The 20000-nt window shown below is 70.2% G+C and carries 14 protein-coding genes; 2 read left to right on the top strand and 12 right to left on the bottom strand.

Going from position 1 to position 20000, the window contains the following annotated elements; all coding sequences use genetic code 11:
* The 9 genes from ACJA3G_RS09160 to ACJA3G_RS09120 all read right to left on the bottom strand — a co-directional run.
* Positions 1–604: hypothetical protein (locus tag ACJA3G_RS09160; RefSeq protein ID WP_406552399.1), on the bottom strand; the 604-nt coding region annotated here is incomplete at its 3' end.
* Positions 605–1151: 547 nt separating this feature from the next.
* Positions 1152–3146: a hypothetical protein gene (locus ACJA3G_RS09155; protein WP_406552398.1), complete on the bottom strand. Its 1995-nt coding sequence runs from the start codon at positions 3144–3146 to the stop codon at positions 1152–1154.
* Positions 3127–3933, bottom strand: a complete 807-nt coding sequence (locus tag ACJA3G_RS09150; RefSeq protein WP_406552397.1) for a hypothetical protein — start codon at positions 3931–3933, stop codon at positions 3127–3129. The genes ACJA3G_RS09155 and ACJA3G_RS09150 overlap by 20 nt, the downstream gene beginning before the upstream one ends.
* Before the next feature lie 69 nt (positions 3934–4002).
* The gene (locus ACJA3G_RS09145; RefSeq protein WP_406552396.1) at positions 4003–4638 is read right to left on the bottom strand and encodes a hypothetical protein; all 636 of its coding nucleotides are present in this window, start codon (positions 4636–4638) and stop codon (positions 4003–4005) included.
* A gap of 37 nt (positions 4639–4675) precedes the next feature.
* Positions 4676–9061, bottom strand: coding sequence for a polymorphic toxin-type HINT domain-containing protein (locus ACJA3G_RS09140; protein ID WP_406552395.1), 4386 nt, complete (start codon positions 9059–9061; stop codon positions 4676–4678).
* A gap of 248 nt (positions 9062–9309) precedes the next feature.
* Complete coding sequence (locus ACJA3G_RS09135; RefSeq protein ID WP_406552394.1) at positions 9310–10437, bottom strand: hypothetical protein; 1128 nt, start codon at positions 10435–10437, stop codon at positions 9310–9312.
* Complete coding sequence (locus tag ACJA3G_RS09130) at positions 10434–11051, bottom strand: RICIN domain-containing protein (RefSeq protein WP_406552393.1); 618 nt, start codon at positions 11049–11051, stop codon at positions 10434–10436. Before ACJA3G_RS09130 ends, ACJA3G_RS09135 begins: the two co-directional genes overlap by 4 nt.
* A gap of 222 nt (positions 11052–11273) precedes the next feature.
* A complete protein-coding gene (locus ACJA3G_RS09125; RefSeq protein ID WP_406552392.1) occupies positions 11274–11831 on the bottom strand; it encodes an RICIN domain-containing protein in 558 nt (185 codons plus the stop codon).
* 53 nt (positions 11832–11884) lie between these two features.
* Positions 11885–13462 carry an AbfB domain-containing protein gene (locus ACJA3G_RS09120; RefSeq protein WP_406552391.1) on the bottom strand — a complete coding sequence of 526 codons (1578 nt, stop codon included), beginning with the start codon at positions 13460–13462 and terminating at the stop codon, positions 11885–11887.
* A 617-nt stretch (positions 13463–14079) separates the two neighbouring features.
* On the opposite strand from ACJA3G_RS09120, the gene ACJA3G_RS09115 reads away from it, so the two are divergent.
* Positions 14080–15252 (top strand): polymorphic toxin type 17 domain-containing protein, encoded by a 1173-nt coding sequence (locus ACJA3G_RS09115; protein ID WP_406552390.1) that lies wholly within the window; start codon positions 14080–14082, stop codon positions 15250–15252.
* A gap of 61 nt (positions 15253–15313) precedes the next feature.
* Positions 15314–15562 carry a hypothetical protein gene (locus tag ACJA3G_RS09110; protein WP_406552389.1) on the top strand — a complete coding sequence of 83 codons (249 nt, stop codon included), beginning with the start codon at positions 15314–15316 and terminating at the stop codon, positions 15560–15562.
* A 412-nt stretch (positions 15563–15974) separates the two neighbouring features.
* Here the strand turns inward: ACJA3G_RS09110 and ACJA3G_RS09105 are convergent, their stop codons facing one another.
* The 3 genes from ACJA3G_RS09105 to ACJA3G_RS09095 are packed head-to-tail and all read right to left on the bottom strand — an operon-like array spanning position 15975 to position 19794.
* Positions 15975–17054, bottom strand: a complete 1080-nt coding sequence (locus ACJA3G_RS09105) for a hypothetical protein (protein WP_406552388.1) — start codon at positions 17052–17054, stop codon at positions 15975–15977.
* 13 nt (positions 17055–17067) lie between these two features.
* Entirely contained in the window at positions 17068–19326 is a 2259-nt protein-coding gene (locus ACJA3G_RS09100) for a hypothetical protein (protein WP_406552387.1), read from the bottom strand.
* Positions 19327–19335: 9 nt separating this feature from the next.
* Positions 19336–19794, bottom strand: coding sequence for a hypothetical protein (locus ACJA3G_RS09095; RefSeq protein WP_406552386.1), 459 nt, complete (start codon positions 19792–19794; stop codon positions 19336–19338).
* Positions 19795–20000: the final 206 nt, after the last annotated feature.

Below are 20000 nucleotides of genomic sequence, written 5' to 3'. Positions count from 1 at the left end.
GCTTGGGGCTGGGGGTGGCCAGGGTCCACTTCCAGTGATGGAAGGGGTAGTCGTCCGGCTCGCGGTCGGGCGCAGGGTTGGCAACGCTCGGGTAGATGAACCCGCTGGTCGCCGTTTCAGTCAACAGCCACGCTTCGAAGCGCAGTCGGAGCTGGAGGGACACCTTTCCGCCCTGTGGCATCGTCGGGACGTCGAGGGAGAACTCGTTGAAGTTGTCCCGGCCGGGCTGACGGTCGAGCGACTTCCAGGCACCGTTCCCGGTCCGCTGCTCGAACCTGATGGTGCCCTCGATGTCCTTCTCCCGGGGGATGTGCATGTTCGTACCCGTCACGAAGAACAGCCGCATCCCGGACAGCTCGGCCGGGTCCGGGTTGCTCAGGTCCAGCCGCAAGTTGAGCCACTCCCCCGGGGCGACGCTCTTGTCGCCGATGAGGGTCAGCGGCACCACCGGAAGCTTCTTCTCTTTGCTGGGCTTGTCCCCGGCCTCCGGCTGCACGGCCGCCGTGGGCTCGGCTGCCGGGTCCGCGAACGCGGGCGGGGCCAGGAAGACGGCCGGTGCGACTGCCGTGGCCAGGACGGCAGTCGCGAGGTGCTGGAACTTCATGCGGTGAAACCTCAGTTACGTCAGGAACTGATCAGCGTTTGATCGTTGATCACAGAATTCCGGATCACTGTAGGTCGAAATGGACACAAGTCGTGAACAGTTAGAGTTCGCCCATCGCGGTAATAGCGCTGGTACACGGCGCTATATACCAGTTTGGACTACCCAGAGTTGTGTGGCACGTCACCGCCGGTGGTCTGTGACGATCGTGAAGGGGGCGCACGCGCTTCTGCCGTGCCCTGAGGCGCCGGGAACGTAGGCGCGTCGGTACGAGGTCTCCAACCGGGGATGGTGGCGCCGCGAGAGTGCTGTCGTCTCAGCCCAGTACACCGCCGTCCCGGGAGGCATCCACGCGTGCGTGTTGTCACTGGTGGGGCTGCGCAGCCCTTGCCGAGTGCTCGGGGCTCGGGCGGAGCTGCGCGGTGTGCGCATGGGAGCAACGGCCTGGGGCCCGTTCTCCACTGCCGGAGCCGCGCCCGAAGCTGCCCGCCATCATCGACCACGGCATTCGAGGACACGAGGCTGTTTCGGCATCACCGTCGGCGGGTCGTCACGGCAGGGCGAGGACGTCGTCGATCGCGGAGCAGATCTCCTCGTGCTGCAGGAGGGCCCGGTAGTCCCGGTACGTCGCCAGGCGCCGGTCGGATCCCTGCACCGTACGCAGGGTTGCCCGCGCCGCCGGAGAGACAGTGCCGATCCTCGCGAGGGCACGCAGCGCGACGAGGAAGGAGCCGTAGGTCTCGCCCCCGCCGGCGACAGGGAGGAGATACTCCTCCATGACCGATCCCGTCGGCTCTGGCTCACCAGTGATCGACCACAGCGCGACCGCCGCGTGCAGCCGCACCCAGCTGTCACTGTGCTCCATGACATGCAGCACCCGGTCGGCGTAGCGCGTGGCCGCCGGTCCGAAATCGCCGAGCAGGGCGACGGGACCGTAAAACGGCTCCTGTTCAGTCAGCACCGCCTCACCGATGAGCTGCAGCGCCGCGTCGCGATCGCCGCCCAGGCGCCAGGCTGCCCACGCCACCTTGTGATGGTTACCGGGGGAATCGAGAACCGTGCAGACGCGCACGGCGGGCTCGGCTGACTGTGCAGCCGCTCCCATCGCCACCAGCGCATCGACTGCGTGCAGCGAGTACCTGGCGTCGTCGAGCAGCGCCACCACTTCTGGCAGCGCGGGCGCCGCGGACGGGCCCCACGCTGTGAGGACTTCCAGGAAGCAGCAGGTCAGCGAGCCGCCCACGCCGTCCTCCCGGAGCAGCCTCCGTACTGCGGGCAGCAGGACCTCCGCGTGCTCCTGCAACGGGATCAGCACGTTCTCGACCTCCGGCAAGCGCGGCTCGCCCTCGACGTATCCGCGGGAGTATCCGCCCCGGTACGGCGCGTACAGTCGCTCGACCAGCCCCGGCAGGGCGCGCTCGTCGCCGATGCGCGTCAGCGCCCAGCGGGCGTGGTCACCGATGGTTCCCTCAAGAAACTCCGCCTCGCCCGGGTCGTCGAGGAGAGCGGCCAACTCGTCGGCGTACGGAACCGCCCGCGAACCGAGCACGGCCAACAGGTGGGCGGCCCGGTACCTTACGCCGTCGTCGGGCTCGGCGAGCAACGCGCCCGCCAGCGGCAACAGCGATGATGCCGCGGACGGCCGGACCACCAACAACTTCCATCCCTCGTCCAGCGCGGCGCGGCACAGCAAGGTGTCCCCGTTCCCGCGCGCCGCGCCGATGAGCCGGACGACGAAGGAGAGTGCCGTCCGCGGCGCACCCTCGAACAGCTGGGCCGTCCAGGAGATGACATCCTCACGCGTGAAGGCACTGTCCATGCCCGGTACGTACCAGATCTCCTCGAACCGTGGACGTACGGCTGGGTCGGACAGGGCCCCAACCAGCAGGTTCAGCTCACGGACCGACGCCTGGGAATCGAAGGCGGCCCAGGCGTGCACGGCCGCGACCCGCATGACGGGAATGTCCGTACGCAGTACCTCGGCCAGCACCGCCCGCACCCGATCCACCGGCCCGGCTTGAGCGGAACGTGCTGCGGCGCGTCCCATCGCGAGAAGCACAGGCAGCCGCACCGTAGGGTCCGTCTCGGCGTGCCACCGCTCCAGCAGCACGCCGACACTCTCTCCGAGAGGCAGCGCTTCTCGGCGCACCTCGGGCGCGGGGTCCGCGAGCAGCGCCCGTATCCGGGGACGCTGGGCCTGCCATGCCTCGTGCCACCCCGCGTCCACCCGGCCCGCACCGGCTTCGGCCGCCACCTCGGACAAGCTCACCAGTAGCTGAACGAGCGTGGCCCGGGCACCCATGTCCGGATCGCCGGCGAGGGCAACGACGAACGGCAGCGCAGCGGTTGCGACGGACGCCACGCGCCCGGTGCCCACTGCGAAACAGTCGAACAGGGGATAGCAGTCTTCCTCGGTCGCCGAACCGCCCTTGAGGGCCAGGCGACGCAGCGCTCGCCGCATCTCCTGGGGTGGGTGCTGCTCAAGCGCCGACTCCAGCTGCTCCCACGGCACATCGTCCAGAGACTCAAGTGCTGTATCTGCCACTTACACCCCCCGGGGCCTTGCGACTCGGCTCCCCGACAAACATCGCGTCATCGAAAGCCAACCTCTGCACGGGGCCGGTCTGGTCGGTAGGTTCGGTAGTGGGGTCGGCACCCAGGACGGTACCAAGGCGGGCGGTTTCGGCGACCGGTCTGGCCCGATCCGCCGGTTGGTTCGGTGGTTGGTCCGGTGGTCGCGGGGAGCGGTCGCCGTGACCGTGGCCCGTCTCAGCCGGCCTTGGCCAGGTCCAGGCGGAAGTCGGGGCAGACGTCCGGATCGGCGTTCTCGTAGAGAACCGTCCTGGTCGTGTCCATGGCGACGGAGAGCCGGTCGATCGTGTCGCCGGACATCCAGTGCTGGTGGCGTTCTTCAGCTTGTACTGGGCGACCAGGGAGCCGTCGGGGTCCTGTCCCCGCACGTCGTAGTCGAGGGAGTAGGAGCCGACGAAGGCCTCGCCGAGGTGGTCCGGGTCCCCGGTGGCGATGGCGGGGATGTCCGTCAGGACCAGCTTCTTCAGCGCGCCGGCCTTGCCGCCGTCGGAGATCGAGTAGTGCGCCGTCCCCTTGGCGTTGCCCTGGGCGCGCCACTCCTGGAGGGTGTCCGCACGCAGTTGCTTCATGCTCTCGCTGGAGCGGATCAGCTCGGTCATCCTGTCGCCCGCCTCGTAGTTCCGCTCACGCGGTCCCTCGCCCAGGAGCCAGCCGAAGCCCAGGTCGTACGGGTCGTCGCTGTCGGGCAACTGGTAGGGCGACTTGCCTTGGATGGCACGGCGTCCCAGCGAGGAAGGCACTCTGTGTTCCTGTCGGCTGTCGGTCACGCTCTGGCCGGGCCGGGGGCCCGGCCAGAGCGGTGGAGTGACCTATTCCTCCCGGAGGTATTCGATCGTCGACAGCATGAACTCCCCGTATCCGAAGATGTGGTTCACCTCTTCGAAAGTGCTCCACGCGTCGGCCGAGACCGGGCTGTTGTAGGCCGAGTAGGCACGCAGGAGGCATCGAAAGGCGAGCGCGGCGCTCACGAGCGTCGCACAGCGTTCTACCGCAGCGATCACGGTGTTGGCCGGTATGGGCTCAAACGGAGGCAGCCTCGTCGGGGTCAGACGTGCGGCGAGCGCGATGACGGCCGACTGCACCGACGCGCGCGTGTTTCCCGAGGCGGGCCGCTCGCTCGCCGGCTCCGGCAGGAACGGCCGCAGTTCACGGTTGACGTCCGCCAGCCACACACGCCCTCGTGAGGGGATCTCGCCCTCTACGGCGAAGTCCGGGTAGTACGGCGCACTCACCCTCCACAAGGCATGCACCTCCTCGTCGGAAAGCGGGGACGCCAGCAACAGGCAGATGTCCTCCTGCAGAAGTCGCAGCTCCTCCATACCGTGTGGGGTGCGAGACATCATCCCGGCCCAGTGGCGCACCACCTCGCGAGGGTTCGCGCCGCTGTGCACCCAGTCCATGTGGAACTGCTCACCCAGGGCCGAAAGCCCGAAATCGAATTCCACTTGCTTTCCTTCACCTTTCAGGACTACCCGCACTCGCCTACTCCGGGTAGGCAGTGTAGACGTAGAAGCCGCCCGGGACCTTCTTGCCCGACGGGTCTTTCTTGGCTCTCATGAGGGTGACGACCACGTTGTTTCCAGTGTCACCCGAAGATCCGTCCTTTTTGAGATAGGTGCCAAGTGATCCCGGCGGGCCGAATTTCCTGGTAGGCAGAGTCAGGGGTTGCCCGACCTCCCACTTCGCCATGCGACCGCTGATGAACTTCTGGATGTCAGGGTCCGCCAGAACGTGGTCGACAGCCTTCTGGGCCGTTCCCGCGTCCACCCACTTCGAGTTGATGCCCTTCTTCGCGGCGAGCTTCCTCATCTCATTCGCGTCGGGCGTGATGTGTTCCGCGATGGTGTGCGCCAGTCCGGGGAACCGGCGCTCGGCGGCGTCGAGGTCGCCACAGTTGTGCACCAGCGCGTCAGTCGTACCGACGCCCACGTAATAGGTGTGGAACTCCCCGACCGTGAGGTCATGGGTGCGCTGACGCTCGTGGTAGTTGACGACGCCCGTAACAGCGAGCGTCGAGCCGTCGGGGGTGCGCAGGCGGTTGCCCACCCGCACGTCTCCCGCGTCCACCCAGTCCTTGCGGTCACTCAGCCAGAAGGGGTGGTTGGAGGTCGCCGTGATGGTGGCGGGCCCCCGGGCGGTGTTGACGACGAGCCGGGTGAAGTCCTTGTCGTCCTCCGTGGTGAAGTAGTTCGTCACCGGCCGTGAGCCGGTCCGCCCGCTCGCGGGATCGGTGGCGACCACCCGGTCCCCGATGCGCACGTCCTTGATGAGGCGGTGCGTACCGTCCGCGAGCAGGACGGGGGTACTGGGCAAGAAGCTGTGCTTCCGGGTGCAGTCGAGCTGCTTCCAGAGCTTGTTGAGGATGTCGTCGCTCTTCTTGAGGAGCTTCTTCGCCGCAGCGGACTCCTTCAGAAGGTCACCGATGCCCGCGAGGCGCTTGATGACCTTCGCGACCTCCGGGAACTTCGCGATTGCCCCGACCGCCTTACCCCAGGGAAGGTTGTTCACCAACGCCCAGAAGCACGCCTCGACGTTTCCTTCGCTGTAACACTTCTTGATGTTGTCGACATCGAAGTACTGCTTGAGGAGCTCTCCGCCGATTTCGATCAGGAAGTCCTCGAAGTTCTTGCCCGCGAGCTCCTGGGCCTTCTTGAAGTCCTCCCTCGAAATTCCCGCCGCCGCAAGATCCTCCATCTCTTCGTCAGACAAATCGCTGACATCGCCCTTGTCGGCGTTGGCCGCCTCCTCGAGCGCCTTGCGCTCCCTCTCTTCCTGCTCCGCTTCCGCCTTCTTGGCGACCTCGTCGGCCTCCTTGGCGTACTTCAGCGCGTTGTCGGCCGCTTCCTTCGCCGACTTGGCGTGGCCTTCGGCGGACTCGGCCAGCTTTCCCGCGTCCTCGGCGTCCTGCTTCGCCTGGGTCGCGGCGCTCTGTGCGGTGGCCGCTTCCTTCTCGGCGAGGTCGGCGGCACCTGCGGCCGCGGCGGCGTGCTGCTCGGCCTCTGCGGCGGCGCCGCGGGCGCGGGCGGCTTCGGCTTCGGCCTGGTTGGCGGCCTGGCGGGCGGCGTTGGCGTCCGCATAAGCCTGGTTGGCCGCTGCCCGGGCGTCCTTGGCGTCCTGCTGGGCCTGGGCGTCGGCCTGGTTGGCGCGGGCGGCTGCGGCCCGGGCCAGGGCGCCGTCCGCCGCGGCCTCGGCCGCCGACTTCATCGCCGCCGCGGTGGAGCGGGCGGCGTTCGCGGACGAACGGGCGGCGTCGGCTGCGGCCTTGAAGGCCGGGGCGACCTGGGCGTTGGCGCGCTTCGCGGCGGCCTCCGCCGCCTCCGCCGCCTTCACGGCTTCGGCTGCCTTGGTCTCGGCCGAGGCGACCTGCTCCTCGCCCATCTCCTGGGCTGCGGCGGCCACCGCGGCGGCGAAGTCCGCGTCGATGTCCTTGCCGGAGAACGGTGCGGTCAGTTCGATCGCGGTGTTGGCCGGGTCGGCGATGCCCGCCGCGGTGGTGCGGGCGGCGTTGGACGCCTGGACGGCGACAGCGGACTGGAGCCGGGCCATCGCGGCCTCGCGGACCGCTCCCTCGGCCTCGGCCTTGGTGCTGTTCGCAGCCTGGAGGGCGTTGTTGGCCTCGACGGCGGCCAGCCCGGCCAGCCGTGCGGCCTCGTGGGCCGCGACTCCGGCCCGGGCTTCCTGAGCGGTTGCCTCGGCGGCCTGGGTGTTGGCGCGCAGCGCTGCCGCGTGAGTAGCGGCGGCTTCGGCCTCGGCGCGGTTCGCGGCGGCGTTGGCGGCGGCAGCCGCCGCCTCCGCCTTGTTCGCCGCGGCGTTGGCGCGCGCCGCGTGCGCGGTGGCCTCTGCTGCCGCTGCCCGTGCGCGGGCAGCCGCACCGGCGGCCTGGGTGGCGGCGGTACGTGCCCGGATCGCCGCGCCACTGGCGGTGTCGGCGGCAGTCTGTGCCTGGCCGGCCGCGGCGTTCGCGGTGTCGGCGTCGGCGCGGGCGGTGGTCGCCGCGGTCTGGGCCTCGACGGAGTACGCGGTGCCCTTGGCGGCGGCGGCCATCGATGCGGTGGCCTGTGCGCGCGACGCCTTGGTGTCGGCGTCCATCCGGGCTTCGCGGGACTTGCGCCACGCCTCGCGGGAGGCGTTTTCCATGCCGCGCGCGTTCTCGTCGGCCTTGGACGCGATGCCTTCCTGCTTCTCGGCATCCGCCCGGGCCGACGCCGCAGTGGCCGCGGCGGCCTGCGCGTCCGCGCGCGCCGCAGACGCGGTGCGCGCCTCGGCCTCCGCGCGAGCCCTGGCAGCGGCAGCGATGTCGCGTTCCTTCTCGGCGCGAACCCGCGCCGCCGCGGCCAGGTCCCGCTCGCGCTCGGCGATTACGCGCTGCTCGGCGGCGATCTTCGCCTGGCGCTGGGCCTCGACGCGGGCCTCGCGGGTCTTCTTGGCGTGCTCCCACGCCTGCTTCTCGGCCTTCTCGGCCTCGACGCGGGCCGTCTTGGCGCGGGCTGCCGCATCGGCTGCGATCTTGGCCTGCTTGGCGGCGGCGTCGGCCAGCGAAGCGGCGGCCTGGGCGTGCTGCTCGGCGTTGGCACGCCACTGCTTGGCCTGCTGCTCGTGCAGCTCGGCCTGGTTCTTCGCGTTGAGGCCCTTGGCGTCGGCCTCGGTGGCGTCGATGGCGTGCTGCGCGGTCTGGCTCGCCTTGCCGGCCGCGTCCGCAGCCGCCGCGATACCGGCCGCCACGTCGGACCACTGCGTCCCGTAGGTCAAGCCGGTCTCGACCAGAACGTCGGCCTGGACCTTGGCCTGCGCCGCCGCGACCTGGGCAGCCTTCGCCGCGCCATCGGCGATGCCGACCTGGCGGACCGCCTCGGCCTTGACGGCGTCGTAGGAGGACAGGGTCTTGCCCGCACGGTCGGCGGACAGCATGCGGTCCGCCTGGCGTGCCTGTCCGGCCGCGGAAGTCATCGCGTTGGACGCTTCCTTGAGGGCCTTGACCGCATCGCCGTGTGCGGCGATGAGCTTGGTACGGGCCTCGGCGGCGCGGGCGGCCTTCTCGGCCAGCTCGCGGAGCTTGTCCGCGGCCTCCTGGGCCTCCTTGAGCGCCTTCTCGTGGGCCGCCCGGTCGTCGGCGTCCTTCTGAGACGCGATCTGGTAGCCCTTTTCGAGGAAGGCGGCGATCACCTTGTCGTCGTTCGTGGCCAGGGCAGCCGCGGCGGCCTTCTTGACCTCGGGGCCGCCGGAGGCGACCAGCATCTCGACGCGCTTGCGCAGCTCCGCAGCGCGCTCCTTGGCGCTCTGCTCGTTCTTCTTGTCCTGCGCGCGAGCGATGTCCGCGCCGAACGCCAGGAAGTCTGCCCGGGCCTTGGCGTCGGACTTCAGAACCCGCTCGACCTCGGCGTTGAACACCGGACCACCGGTGCCCCGCAGCGCCTCGATCTGCTGGCGGTTCTTGACGTCCGTGCCGTCACGCTTGTCCTTGGCGCGCTGGCGGGCCTCGGCCTCGCCGTGCTCCAAGAAGTCCTTGATCGCGTTCGGGTCGCTGCTCTCCAACGCCTTCTTCGCGGCTTCGCGGACCTCGTCCTCCTCGTCGAACTCCGCGTAGTCCTCGACGAGTTGGCGGTCACGCTCAGCGCTGATCTTGTCCAGCTCGGAGCGCGGGGCCGCGGCCGGCGCGCCGGGCGGCTTCGGCAGGGCCGCGGCGACGCGGTCCAGCGTGGCCAGGGCGTTGGTATGCGACGTCTGCTCGGCGCGGGCGGTCGTGGCGGCGGTTGCCTCGGCCGTCGAGCCGCCCAGGATCGCCAGCACCAGGGTCGCGGACAGCGCCCCCGACGCTGCTGCGGCTGCCCGGCCGCGTATACGTCCGGCCTTCGGCCGGAATCTACCCATCACGGGATGAATCCCCCTCAATTATGGAAACAGAAAGCACTCCCTGCCCCCGGCGTCACCGCACGGAGGAGCAGGGAGGACAGAAAAAAGCGCCGAGAAGACGCGGAGAAGCGGAGAAGCGGAGAAGTCGCGGTGAAGTCGCAGAGGCGCGGCAACACGGCGCGCGGAAGGCAAGCCCGCTGCGCGCGGGACGTCACGGGTGCCGTCCGGCTGGTCACACCGGCCGGCACCCGGGACGGATCAGGAGATCAGCCCTTGACGCGGTTCTCCGCGTCCCGGGCCCGCTCGAACATGTCCTTCCAGAAGCCGGCCGACGCGGTTGCTCCCGCCTGCTCCTCGGCCCAGGACGTCTGGTTGGCGTCGGCGGGATCGCCGATGCCCTTCCAGAGCTCGTTCGCGGACTCCTTGGCGGCCTGGGCGATACCGCGCCAATTTTCCGCCTGCGCAGCCGCGGCCTCCTGCTCGGCCAGCCACGCCTTCTGCGCCGCGCCGGCGTGCTCGGACACCGCCTTCCAGGCGGCTTCCGCCTCGGCGCGGGCCTTCGCGGCGTCGGCGGCGCCCTTGACCGCCTCTTCGGCTGCCGATGCCTTCGCGATCAGCTGCGAGAGCGCGGCGCGCCGGGCCGTCTCGGCGTCGGACACGTGCAGCCGGTACGCCTCCAGGTCCAAGGATCCCCCGGTGGCCCAGCCGTACCCGTAGAACTCGGCGATGTCGGCATCGGTGGCACCCGGTCGCAGTGCCCACTGCGCCGCCACCCGCACCTGCTCGCCCGGGGCGTGCTGGGCGAGCGCGGCCACGAACTCCCGGTCCGCGGCAGATACGTCCAGCCGGTGCTGGACGTCGGCCGCGCGGGCTTCGCGATCACGCTTCTGGGCCTGCGCGTAACCGGACTTCACGAAGGCGGCGCGGTCGGCGTCCGAGCCCTTGAGCGCCTTCTCGGCCGCGGCGCGCACCGCCGGGGAGAACTGCGCGGTGTGCGTGGCCACGACCCGCTCGCAGAAACTCCGGTTCTGTGTACGGGAGTCCTTCAGGCGCTGCTTGGTGTACGCGTAACCGCCGCCGGGAGCCATCCACTCGGCGATCGCGTCGTCGCCGCGGGTGCTGCGGAGCGCGTTCCACGCGGAGACGCGCAGCTCGGCGGGCAGCTTGGAGACGGCGATCGAGTGGACGTAGTCGCGCGCGCTCGCGGCGGCGGCGGCCTTCATCGCCGCCGCCGGGTCGACCGGCTGCTCCGCCGTGGCGGCAGACGCGGTGGCGGACCGCGGCGCGTCGGCCCACGCAGGTGCCGTTCCCGCCGCCAGGACGCTTCCGCCGACCAGCAGGGCTACGGCCGTGGCCTGCGCGGCCCACCCCTGGCGCCTCGTTACCGGCCTCACTTGGTCTTGACCGGCTTGATCTGCCACAGCTGGGCGTCGGACTGGTTGCAGTACCAGGACTGGGCCTTGACGCCGTTCTCCGCCTTGGCGCTGACGATGTCCAGGCAGCGGTCCTCGGTGTGGGTGGGCCGCACTTGGAAGAGCTTCCTCACCGGGTCGACGAGCACGATCCGCCAGCGCATCTGCGCGCCGCTGCCGCACGTCCACTGCTGGACGGCCGCGCCGGCCTTGGTGCCGCTGTTCTCGACCTCAAGGCACTTGTTGCCGGTGACGGTCCGCAGCTCGTAGGAGGCGCCTCCCTTCGGGACCATGCGCCACTGCTGGGCGACGACGGCGGGGTTGCAGTCCCACTGCTGGGCCGGCAGGCCGTCGTTGACAGCGCCGTTGTTGATTTCCAGGCACTTGCCGCTGGAGGCCACCTGGAGCTGGACGATCGTCTCGGGCAGCTTGGCCCGCGCTGCCGCCTCGTCGACGCTCGCGCGTGCCGTGTTGGCCGCTTCCCGTGCGGCATTGGCCGCGTCTTCGGCCGCGTCGGCGTGGACGGTGGTCGCGGTGCCGGCCAGGGCGGCGACACTGGCGGTCAGGGCCAGCGTGGCACGGATGATGCGGGACATGGGGTGTTGGGTTTCCTCTCGGAGGTGGGGGGGGTGCTCAGGCCGGGCGGACGCCGGTGCGTGCCGGGTCCGGTGCGGACCGGTTGTGGTCCGGGGGGATGCCGGTGCCAGGTCCGCTGCGAGGACCGGTGTGGTCCGGGCGGATGCCGGTGCCGGGTCCGGTACGAGGACCGGTGTGGTCCGGGCGGATGCCGGTGCCGGGTCCGGTACGAGGACCGGTTGTCAGGCCTTGACCGGCTTGATCTGCCACTGCTGGGCCGCGCTGCCGTTGCAGTAGTACAGCTGTGCGTTCGCGCCGTCGGTGGCGGCGCCGCTCTTGATTTCGAGGCAGCGGGCCGCGGTCGTGTGTGCGGGACGCAGCTCGTACAGGTCCTTGGCGACATCCACCAGGAACGGGCGCCAGCGCATGTTGGCGCCGCCGCTGCACCACCACTGCTGGATGTTGGAACCGCCGACGGTGCCGCTGTTCTCCACTTCGAGGCACTTGCCGCTGTGCGCGGGCCGCAGCTCGAGCGTGCCGTCGCCGACCGGGGCCATCGCGAAGAGCTGGTTGTCGGCGCCGTCGGCGCAGGTGCTCTGCACCGCGTTGGCGCCGTTGCGCAGACTGGCCTTGTCGATGGTCAGGCACTTGCCGCTGTGCGCCGCCTGCAACTGCACGGTGGCCACCTCGGGGGCGGCGTTGTTCGTGGTGGTGTCGTCCGCGTGGACGGCGGTGACGGTGCCCGCCAGGGCTGCCAGGCCGGCGGTGGCGGCCAGCGCGGCTCGGATGATCCGGGACATCGGGTGTTCCGTTCTGTTCAGGTCTGCGAAGGAGTGGGGCCGGTCGGGCCGGATCAGGGCGCGAGCGGAGCGGCCAGCTTCCAGCTGGCGTCCTGGGCGAAGTCCTTGCCGCCGTCGAAGCGGTTCTTGCCGTCCTTGCCGGCGGCGTAGACATCACCGGCGAAGTGCCGCAGCCAGCGGCCCGGCTGGCTGGCCGACTCGAAGGACTTGCCCGAGCCGGAGAGGCCCGGGCGGGCGCACCAGGTGGCGGCCTGGGCCGAGCCGTCGCTGCCGTCGTGCGCGGCGGCCACGACCCGCTGGCCCTTCAGCGTCAGGTAGGAGCCGCGGTCGCGGGCCGACTCGAAGGAGTAGCAGTCGGCCTTCTTGGCCAGGGACGGCACGACGACCCAGGTGGCGTCCTCGCGGTCGGACTGCTTACCGTTGGCGGCAACGGGCGCGACGAAGGCCTCGCCGGCGTCCACCTTCGACTGCCGGACGAAGAAGCCGGCCGGCTTGCCGGTGGCAGGCTGGAGCGACTGGCGCATCGCGCGGTACTGGTTCGTTTCCTTGAGGAAGTCGACGACCTCCTCGTCGTTGCCGGTCAGCGCCTTGTCGGCCTTGGTGACGAACCAGGGGTTGACCCCGGTCTTCGCCAGGGCTGCCGCTATCTGCTTCAGACGCAGCTTGTTGGCCTCGGCGATCTGCTTGCGCCGGTTCTCCGCGTCGGTCTTGTACGCCTTCTCCGCGCCGGTGTGGATGAACTCGCTCCAGTCGGCGGCGCTCTGGCTCAGCGCCGCCTTCTGGGCGGACGCGTACAGCTCGGGTCCGTTGGCGGCGACGGCCTGGCGCAGCAGCTCGCGGATGAAGTTGTCGTCACCGAGCCCGAGCATGGCCTCGGAGGGCGTGAGGTTGAACAGCGCGGCGGTGGCCTTGCGCGCGGCCAGCTCCTGCTGACGCCGGGCCTCCTCGCGGTTCCTCTCCTCCAGCTCCTTGAGCTCGGCCGCCACATCGCGCTGGTGGGCCTCGCGGGCGCCGTTGGTGATGAACTCGCGCCAGGCGGCCGTGTCACCGGCGAGTGCCACCGCGGCGGCGGCCTTGACCTGGGGACCGGAGGCCGCATGCTTCATGACGGCGCGGACGAAGTTGTCGTCGCTCAGCGCCAGCAGGTCGGGGCTGTTGGGTATGCCCACCGCGATCAGCGCCTGCGACTTGGCGAAACGGTCGGCACGGGCCGCGGCGTCGCGCTCCTGCTCGCGCTTCTTGTCGGTCGCGTACGCCTCGTGGATACCGCTGGCGATGAACCGTACGTGGGCCTCCGCGTCGGGGTTGAGCATGGCCTCCTCGGCCGCCATCCGCACCGCTTCGTACTTCTCGCCGCCCTCGCGGGCCTTGCGCCACAGCTCCTGGATGAAGTCGAGGTCGCCGCGCTGGAGCACGTCCCAGGTGGCGTCCAGGCCGACGACCGCAGCCGCCTCCACGCGCTGCTTCTCGTCGGTGCCGACGGCCGAGGCCGCAGCCACTGCCTGCGCAGGCCTGGCTATGGCGATGCCCGGCGCGGCCACACCGGCCACGGCGGCCAGAGCGGTGGTGGTGACGACGCCGCGGGTGATGACCCGGCGCATGCGCGCAGGGGTGATGTCTTGCTTGTCCATGCTGGTTTGACTAGCCCTTTTCATCACGTAATGCCCCCGTAAGTAAAGGGGAGATGAAGGCGAAGTCTCGAAGAGTCACCCGATAGGAGTCAAACCGGACTAGAGGGATATGATCTCGTCCAGCACACCCAAAAATTGATTTGCTTTTGCAACTCGATGGGGTGGGCTTGGGGTGTCTTTTACTCGTGCCGGGTACGGGCAGATGGGCCGCGACAGCACCCCGACCGTCTCCTTGGCCGTGGACGAGCCGAGTTCGACCGGCTGCGGGAACTCGGCGTGCGCTTCACCCAGAAGCCCAGGGAGACCTCGGCACGGTCGGACCAGCGCAGCTCAAGGCGGCCTGTGCACCGGATGAACGTGCCTCAATCCCCCGTGACGCGCCACCGCACGCCTACGGCGTCGAACCGTGCACGAGGACCTTCGCTTCAGGCGCAGGCCCTCAGAACTTGGCCTGACTGTCAGGCCGTCACTGGGTGCGGGCCTGGTGCCCGACGTCAACGGCGCGCCGACCAGCCATGTGTACAACGAGCTGGGTCACCTGACCTCGGTCACCGACCCCCTCGGCGGCATGCGCAGGGTCACCCCGAACGCGGCGGGCATCCCCGTCGCGGTCGCCGATGAACTCGGCCACACCACGACCATCCGCCGCGACGCCTTCGGCCGCCCGGTCGAGGTCACCGACCCCCTGGGCCACACCACGCGCACCACCTGGACCACCGAGGGCAAACCGGCCCGCCGCGAGCACCCCGACGGCACCCCAGGGGAGGCTGGTCCGGCGCACCCGCAAGCTCCTCAACGGCAAGCGCCAGAGCTGGACCTACAGCTGGAGCGCCGAGGACCGCCTCACCGAAGCGGTGACCCCCGAGGGCGAGCGCTGGCAGTACGCGTACGACCCGATGGGCCGCCGAATAGCCAAGTACCGGCTGCTCGACGACGGCACCGAGGCCGAGCGCACCGGCTTCACCTGGGACGACACCCGCCTCGCCGAGCAGACCGCCCCCGACGGCCGGGTCACCGCCTGGGACTACGCCCCGGGCACGCACACCCCGCTGACCCAGACCGGCCACCGCCCCCTCGTCCGTACCGGCGGCGTCTCCCTCCTGTCGTCGCTGGCCGAGGACACCACCGCCGACCGCACGGTCCGCTTCCACGCGGTCATCACCGACACGGCGGGCACTCCGACGGAACTGGTCGGTGTCGACGGCGAGCTGGCGTGGCAGCACCACCACGTGTTGTGGGGTGCCCGCCACGCCACGACGCCGGCCGGGGGTTCGGCCGACTGCCCCCTGCGCTTCCCCGGCCAGTACGCCGACCCCGAAACCGGCCTGCACTACAACTACTTCCGCTACTACGACCCGGAGACCGCCCGCTATCTGTCGGCGGACCCCCTCGGCCTCGACCCGGCGCCCAACCACCACGGGTACGTCGACACGCCGCTGTCGATGATCGACCCGCTGGGGCTGAAGACGTGTGACGAGCCGGTGCCGACGCAGAAGCCGCGGACCGGAGTGAAGGGGCTCATCAAGGAAGCCCAGCTGCCGACCTCCGGGCGCATCCGGTTCGTACCGTCGCAGGACGTCAACGTGAACTCGGGCCTGCCGCGGGGAACGCGGAAGGGTTACATCGACCGCTTCGGTAATGAATGGATCAAGGGGCCGTCGCGCACGGCGGGCCGGCCGTTCGAGTGGGACGTGCAGCTGAGCAAGGAGGGCAAGGCCCAGCTCGGCTGGCTGAGCCGGGACGGCAGCCATCTGAACGTATCCCTCGACGGGGAGATCACACACAAATGAGACAGTGGACGGCGCAGGCGCCCGGACAGCAGGAACGGGCGCCCAGACAGCAGGAAACGGAATGACCGCCATGGAGCAGCCCGCAGAAGACGCGTTCCACTTCTACGCCGAAGTGCGCATCACCGACTCCCCGCGCCGCCCGGAACTGGCGGGCCGCCTCGGCGCGATCCTCGGCATCACCGAGCCGAAGGACCCCGAGGTCCCGCCCGCCTACGCGGTCATGGTGGACGACTACGACTACACGGTGCAGTTCGAACGCCATGAACTGACCCCGACGGGACGGGACCGCAAGCACGAGGACTACTACTGACCCGGATCACCGAGTCGCGGCCAAGGAAACCTCGGCCGCGCCGGTGCCCGCGGGCTCGGGCTCGCGGGCTGGGGGCTCGCGGGCTCGGGCGATCTCCAGGCGACCTGGGGAGAGCCGTCGGGGACGGCGGAGGCCGGATGAGTGGGCGTCCTGGCGGCAGGCCCGTGGGGCCGGCCTGCGGGTAGCGTACGGCTACGTCGCCTCGGGGCTGCTGGCCCACCGTGCGCGGCGACGCGTCGGCAACGGCGCACCACCCCCGCCAGCACAGCGTCCCCCTGCTGTCTCCTGGCCGCCGTTCGGCAACGGAGCGCGGCGAGAAGCGCGCGGCCGGCGCCGCCAGAAGGTAAAGCGGCGCCGGACGGTGAGGCGGCGCCCTCCGTCAGCGGCACCGGGCGGTGGCGCCGCCGGGCCTCTACGTGCGGGGACTTCTGGGGGCCGAGCCTGTGTTGATCAGTGCTTCGTCCAGCCAGTCCTGCCCGACCCGGCCGGAGACCACGGCCTCCCGGAGCGGCTGTGCGACGGACTCCGCCGTGCGGCCACTCGCCTTCACGAGAATGCCGACCATGTCCCGCGTCTGCCCGCGCAGAGCCGGATAGCCGCCGCCTGCGATGCCCCGCTCCCAGGTGCGGGCGAGGTACCCGGCGGGGTCGGAGGAGAACGGCGGCACCTCGCCGCCCCCGTCCGCCAGGCCCTTGACCACGTCCGCCTTCCACCGGGCCGCCGCGCTCGTGGAGCGCGAGGCGAGGACCTCGTCCGCGATGGCGTCGAGCAGCCCCAGAGCGGTGGCGGTGGAGCTGACCGGAACGGACACGGAGACTCCGGCCGAGGCCTTGGTGATCTGCGCCAGATCCTCCGCCGAGCGCGCGGTCCCGGCCTTGCGGAGCGTCGCGTACGCGGCGGGGTCGTCGGAGACCGCCCTCATCACCAGGATGAGCGACTGGTTCTCCACCGGCATGCGGACGACCCCCCGGTCGTCGCGCCACGGCCCGCCGTCCGGCCCCGTGTGTTTGAGGTAGTCCATCGACTCGGAGTAGTGCACGAGCATGGTGTGCACGTCCGTCGCGTAGTCGGCCAGCAGCTGGGCGACCGGCTTTCGCAGGGACGGCGCGATGTCCACCCTGGAACGGTCCCGGAAGTCGTCGGCGAGCGTGTCGACGAGGTCGCGCATCACCTTGGCCTGGGCGAGGGTGTGGCGGCCGGAGCCGTCCGAGGCCGCCGCCCTCGTCAGCGCGGCTGCCAGCTCCGTACAGCCCATCCCCTCCGTGTCCGCCGGTGCCAGGTCCTCGCGGATCCGGGCGTTCCCCCCGACGGTGGCGCAGGACGGTTGCTTGCCACCGTCGTCACGGGCCAGGACCCAGGTGCCCGCCGCCCCGCCGAGGACGACGACGGCCGCGGCCAGGGCGAGTGCCTTCACCGGCACCCGGCGGCTCTTCTGCTGCGGCGGTGCGGCCGTCGTCACCGCGGTCTCCATGCCCGTCGCCTCTGACTCCATGCCCCTCGCCACCTCAGTTGGTGGTGTCGGTGAGGTAGCCGCGCGCCATGGTCAGCCCGTCCGTGTGCCCGTGCATGATGTCGGTGATGAAGCCGTTCACCTGCAACTGTCCCTCCGGCGTGCTGGTGTTGAAGCGTCCGCTCCCCCAGCTGCCCACGATCGACTTCATCTGCGTGTCCGCCTGCATGAAGGTGTCGGAGATGCCCTCGTTGGCCTTCGAGTCGGCGTTCGCCCTCAGCGCGTTGCCCCACTGCCAGGCGAGGAAGTCGACACCGCGCTGCCCGGAGTCGCCGGCGGCGATGCTGACCCCGCGCCAGGTGAAATAGAGCGGCGTGACCGATCCGCCGATGAGGTGGTACGCGACCTTGGCCTTCCAGTCGGCTTTCGCGTACTGCCCCACGCGCTCGTCGTTGAACAGGTCCTCGCGTATCGCGGTGTACGTGCCGAGCACGGACCCGGCGTGGGAGAGCGGCACACTGCGGTCGTACCCCGTCGCCCCCTGCGGCACCAGGTGCAACTGCTCGTCGATGTGGCGCAGTTCCGCCTTGTTGAGGTCGGCGTAGGCGGCGGGGTCCTCCGAGAGGCCGCGCATGACCTGCACCAGCTTGCCCGGCGGTGTCGCCAGATGCGCCATGCCGTCGGCGTCCGTCCACGATCCGTCGGCCAGGTGGTCGACGTACCCGCCGCCGGATCCGCCCAGGATCTCGTGGGTGTCCGGGGTGTACTCGGCCAGGGCCTTGGCCACCGGGTCGCGCAGGTCGGCCGGGACCGTGGTGCCGGTGCCCTGGTTCAGGTTCTTGATGATGGCGTCCATCACCCGCGCCTCGGCCGGGCTGTGACCGGGCAATGGATAGGGGTCCTGGTGGAGGCCGAGCGGTGGATGCCCCGTCGCCGCGGCCTCCAGCGCCGCGCCGAGCCCGGCCCGCGGGTTGGGCAGGTCCATGTGCGCGGTGGCGACCCCGCCGGAGACGAAGTGCTGGGGCCATTCCCGGCTGCCGTGCCCGTGCCCCACGAGGTACTTGAGGTGGTCGGCGCCCGCCTTGTCCGCAGGGTCGAAGAAGAATGTCGCGGCGTCGGGGTTCTTGCTCATCACGCCCATCAGCGCGTCGATCGGGTCCGGCGCGATGCCCTTGTAGTCGGCGCCCCAGGTGTCGAACAGGCCGTGCCCGCCCTTCTTCTCGGCCGCGATCATCTGATCACCCAGGGCGTTCAGATACTGGTCGTCGTACGGGCCGTCGGCCTTCTGCATCAGCGTAGCGAGGATGTGGTACCCGCGCAGCGGGCGGGTGTTGTCCCCGTAGTTGCGGACGCCGGCCTTTTCCATCCCCTCCATCCAGTCCTTGGAGAACTTCCCCTCCGGACTGTTCAGCCACTGCTGGTACTTCGCCGACCCCGGCGGCATGTCGGAGACCTTGCCAGGGACGGCGGTCGCGGTGAGCAGGGAGTTGGCGAAATCGCGTTCCAGGGCCGCGTAGTCGCCCTTGTGGTTGTTGTCGGAGCGCGCCCAGTCGTCCACGTGCCGGGTGAACTTGATCGCCCCGTCCGGACCCAGGCTCTGCAGCACTGTCTGGGTGAAGACCGTGTCGTGCGCGTTGTCCCGGAACAGCGAAGCGGCCTCGGCCAGCTCCTGGGGGGACAGCTTGTCACCTTTGCTGATCTTTTCGGCCAGCGGGATCGCCGCCTCGGCCTCGTAATGCTCCACGTCACCACTGGCCCGGGCGTTGAAGCCGTTCGTCTCCCCGTCCCGGAAGTCGGAGTCGATGCCGACCGCCTCCAGGGCGATCCGCACACCCTGGTCCGCGTCGTTCACCGCCGAGACGGCCTGGGCGATGTGCTGGGACCAGGCGTTCTCCGTGTTGCTCAGCTCCGGGTCGTGCCGGACGGTGTCTCCCTCCTTCGCACTCACCTTGCTGTAGTCGAAACTCGCCCGGCCCGACTCGGAGACCTTCATCCGGTGACTTATGGCGTCCTCCCGCGCCGACTCCACCCTCTTCTTCAGGTCCACGAACTGCGCATAGGCGTCCCGCAACAGCGACGCGACGGCCCTGGCCTCGGTCTGGGCCGCGACGTACTGCGCGTGGGTGGTCGCGAAGTTCGGCCGGGAGTACAGCGAGGCCTGGCCGGTCCAGGTGCCGTCCAGGCTCACGTTCCGCACCTGGGTCCTGTACCGGTCCTCCAGCTTCTTGAACTCCGCCGCCATGTCGTCCCACTTGGCAGCGGCGGTGTTGAGCTGGGAGAAGTCCGTCTTCATGACCAGTTCGTACGTCAGCATGCCTGCCTCCTACCGCGGGGAGGGGGGCGGCGAGATCTGGTTCAGCTGGGACGGCTTCACCAGGGGGACGAAGTCGTCGGCGACCCAGATGTCGTTGGTGAAGTACAGCTTGTTCGTGTCGCGCAGCGCGGCTTTCTCCCCGGCGAGCCTGCCGAGCAGCGAGGTGACCGCCTTGAACCAGGCGTCCTGGGCCTTGGTCAGCCCGGTCGCCGTCGCCCATCCGTCGAACGCCTTGGCCGCCGAGATGCTCGCCTCGTCCGCCCAGATTCCGGCCCTTCTGGTGTTGGGCTCGAAGTCCGTCTCTATGTCGTTGGCGGCGGTTGCCTTCCGCGCGGGGCTGGAGTTCAGGTCCTTGTCATCCCCCGGCGACGGCGGAAAAGGTCCGTCGTACGCCCCGTCGAGGCGCGTACTCCCCAGCTGCCGCGCCGCTGCCGCCTTGCTCGACGCCCATTCCTCGTCAAACCTCACGGACGACCCCTCCCCCGGGTCCGGCGTTTACCCGGCATCGTAACTACCGTGCACAGAGCGCGCGTTGGGAATTGACGCCATTCTGAGGCATACGGTTCCAGACCCGCCCCGAGGCCCGTCCAGCCCCGAGCCCCCCCATCCCTCACGCAGACCAGCCGCCGAGCCGACGCTGTGGGCGCCGGCTCGGCGGCTGGTCTGCGTGAGGG

Source organism: Streptomyces sp. YS-3, assembly GCF_045257485.1.
In the GTDB taxonomy this organism is placed as follows: domain Bacteria; phylum Actinomycetota; class Actinomycetes; order Streptomycetales; family Streptomycetaceae; genus Streptomyces.
Note: the sequence above shows the minus strand (reverse complement) of the source record. Positions and strands in the feature narration are given on the sequence as shown.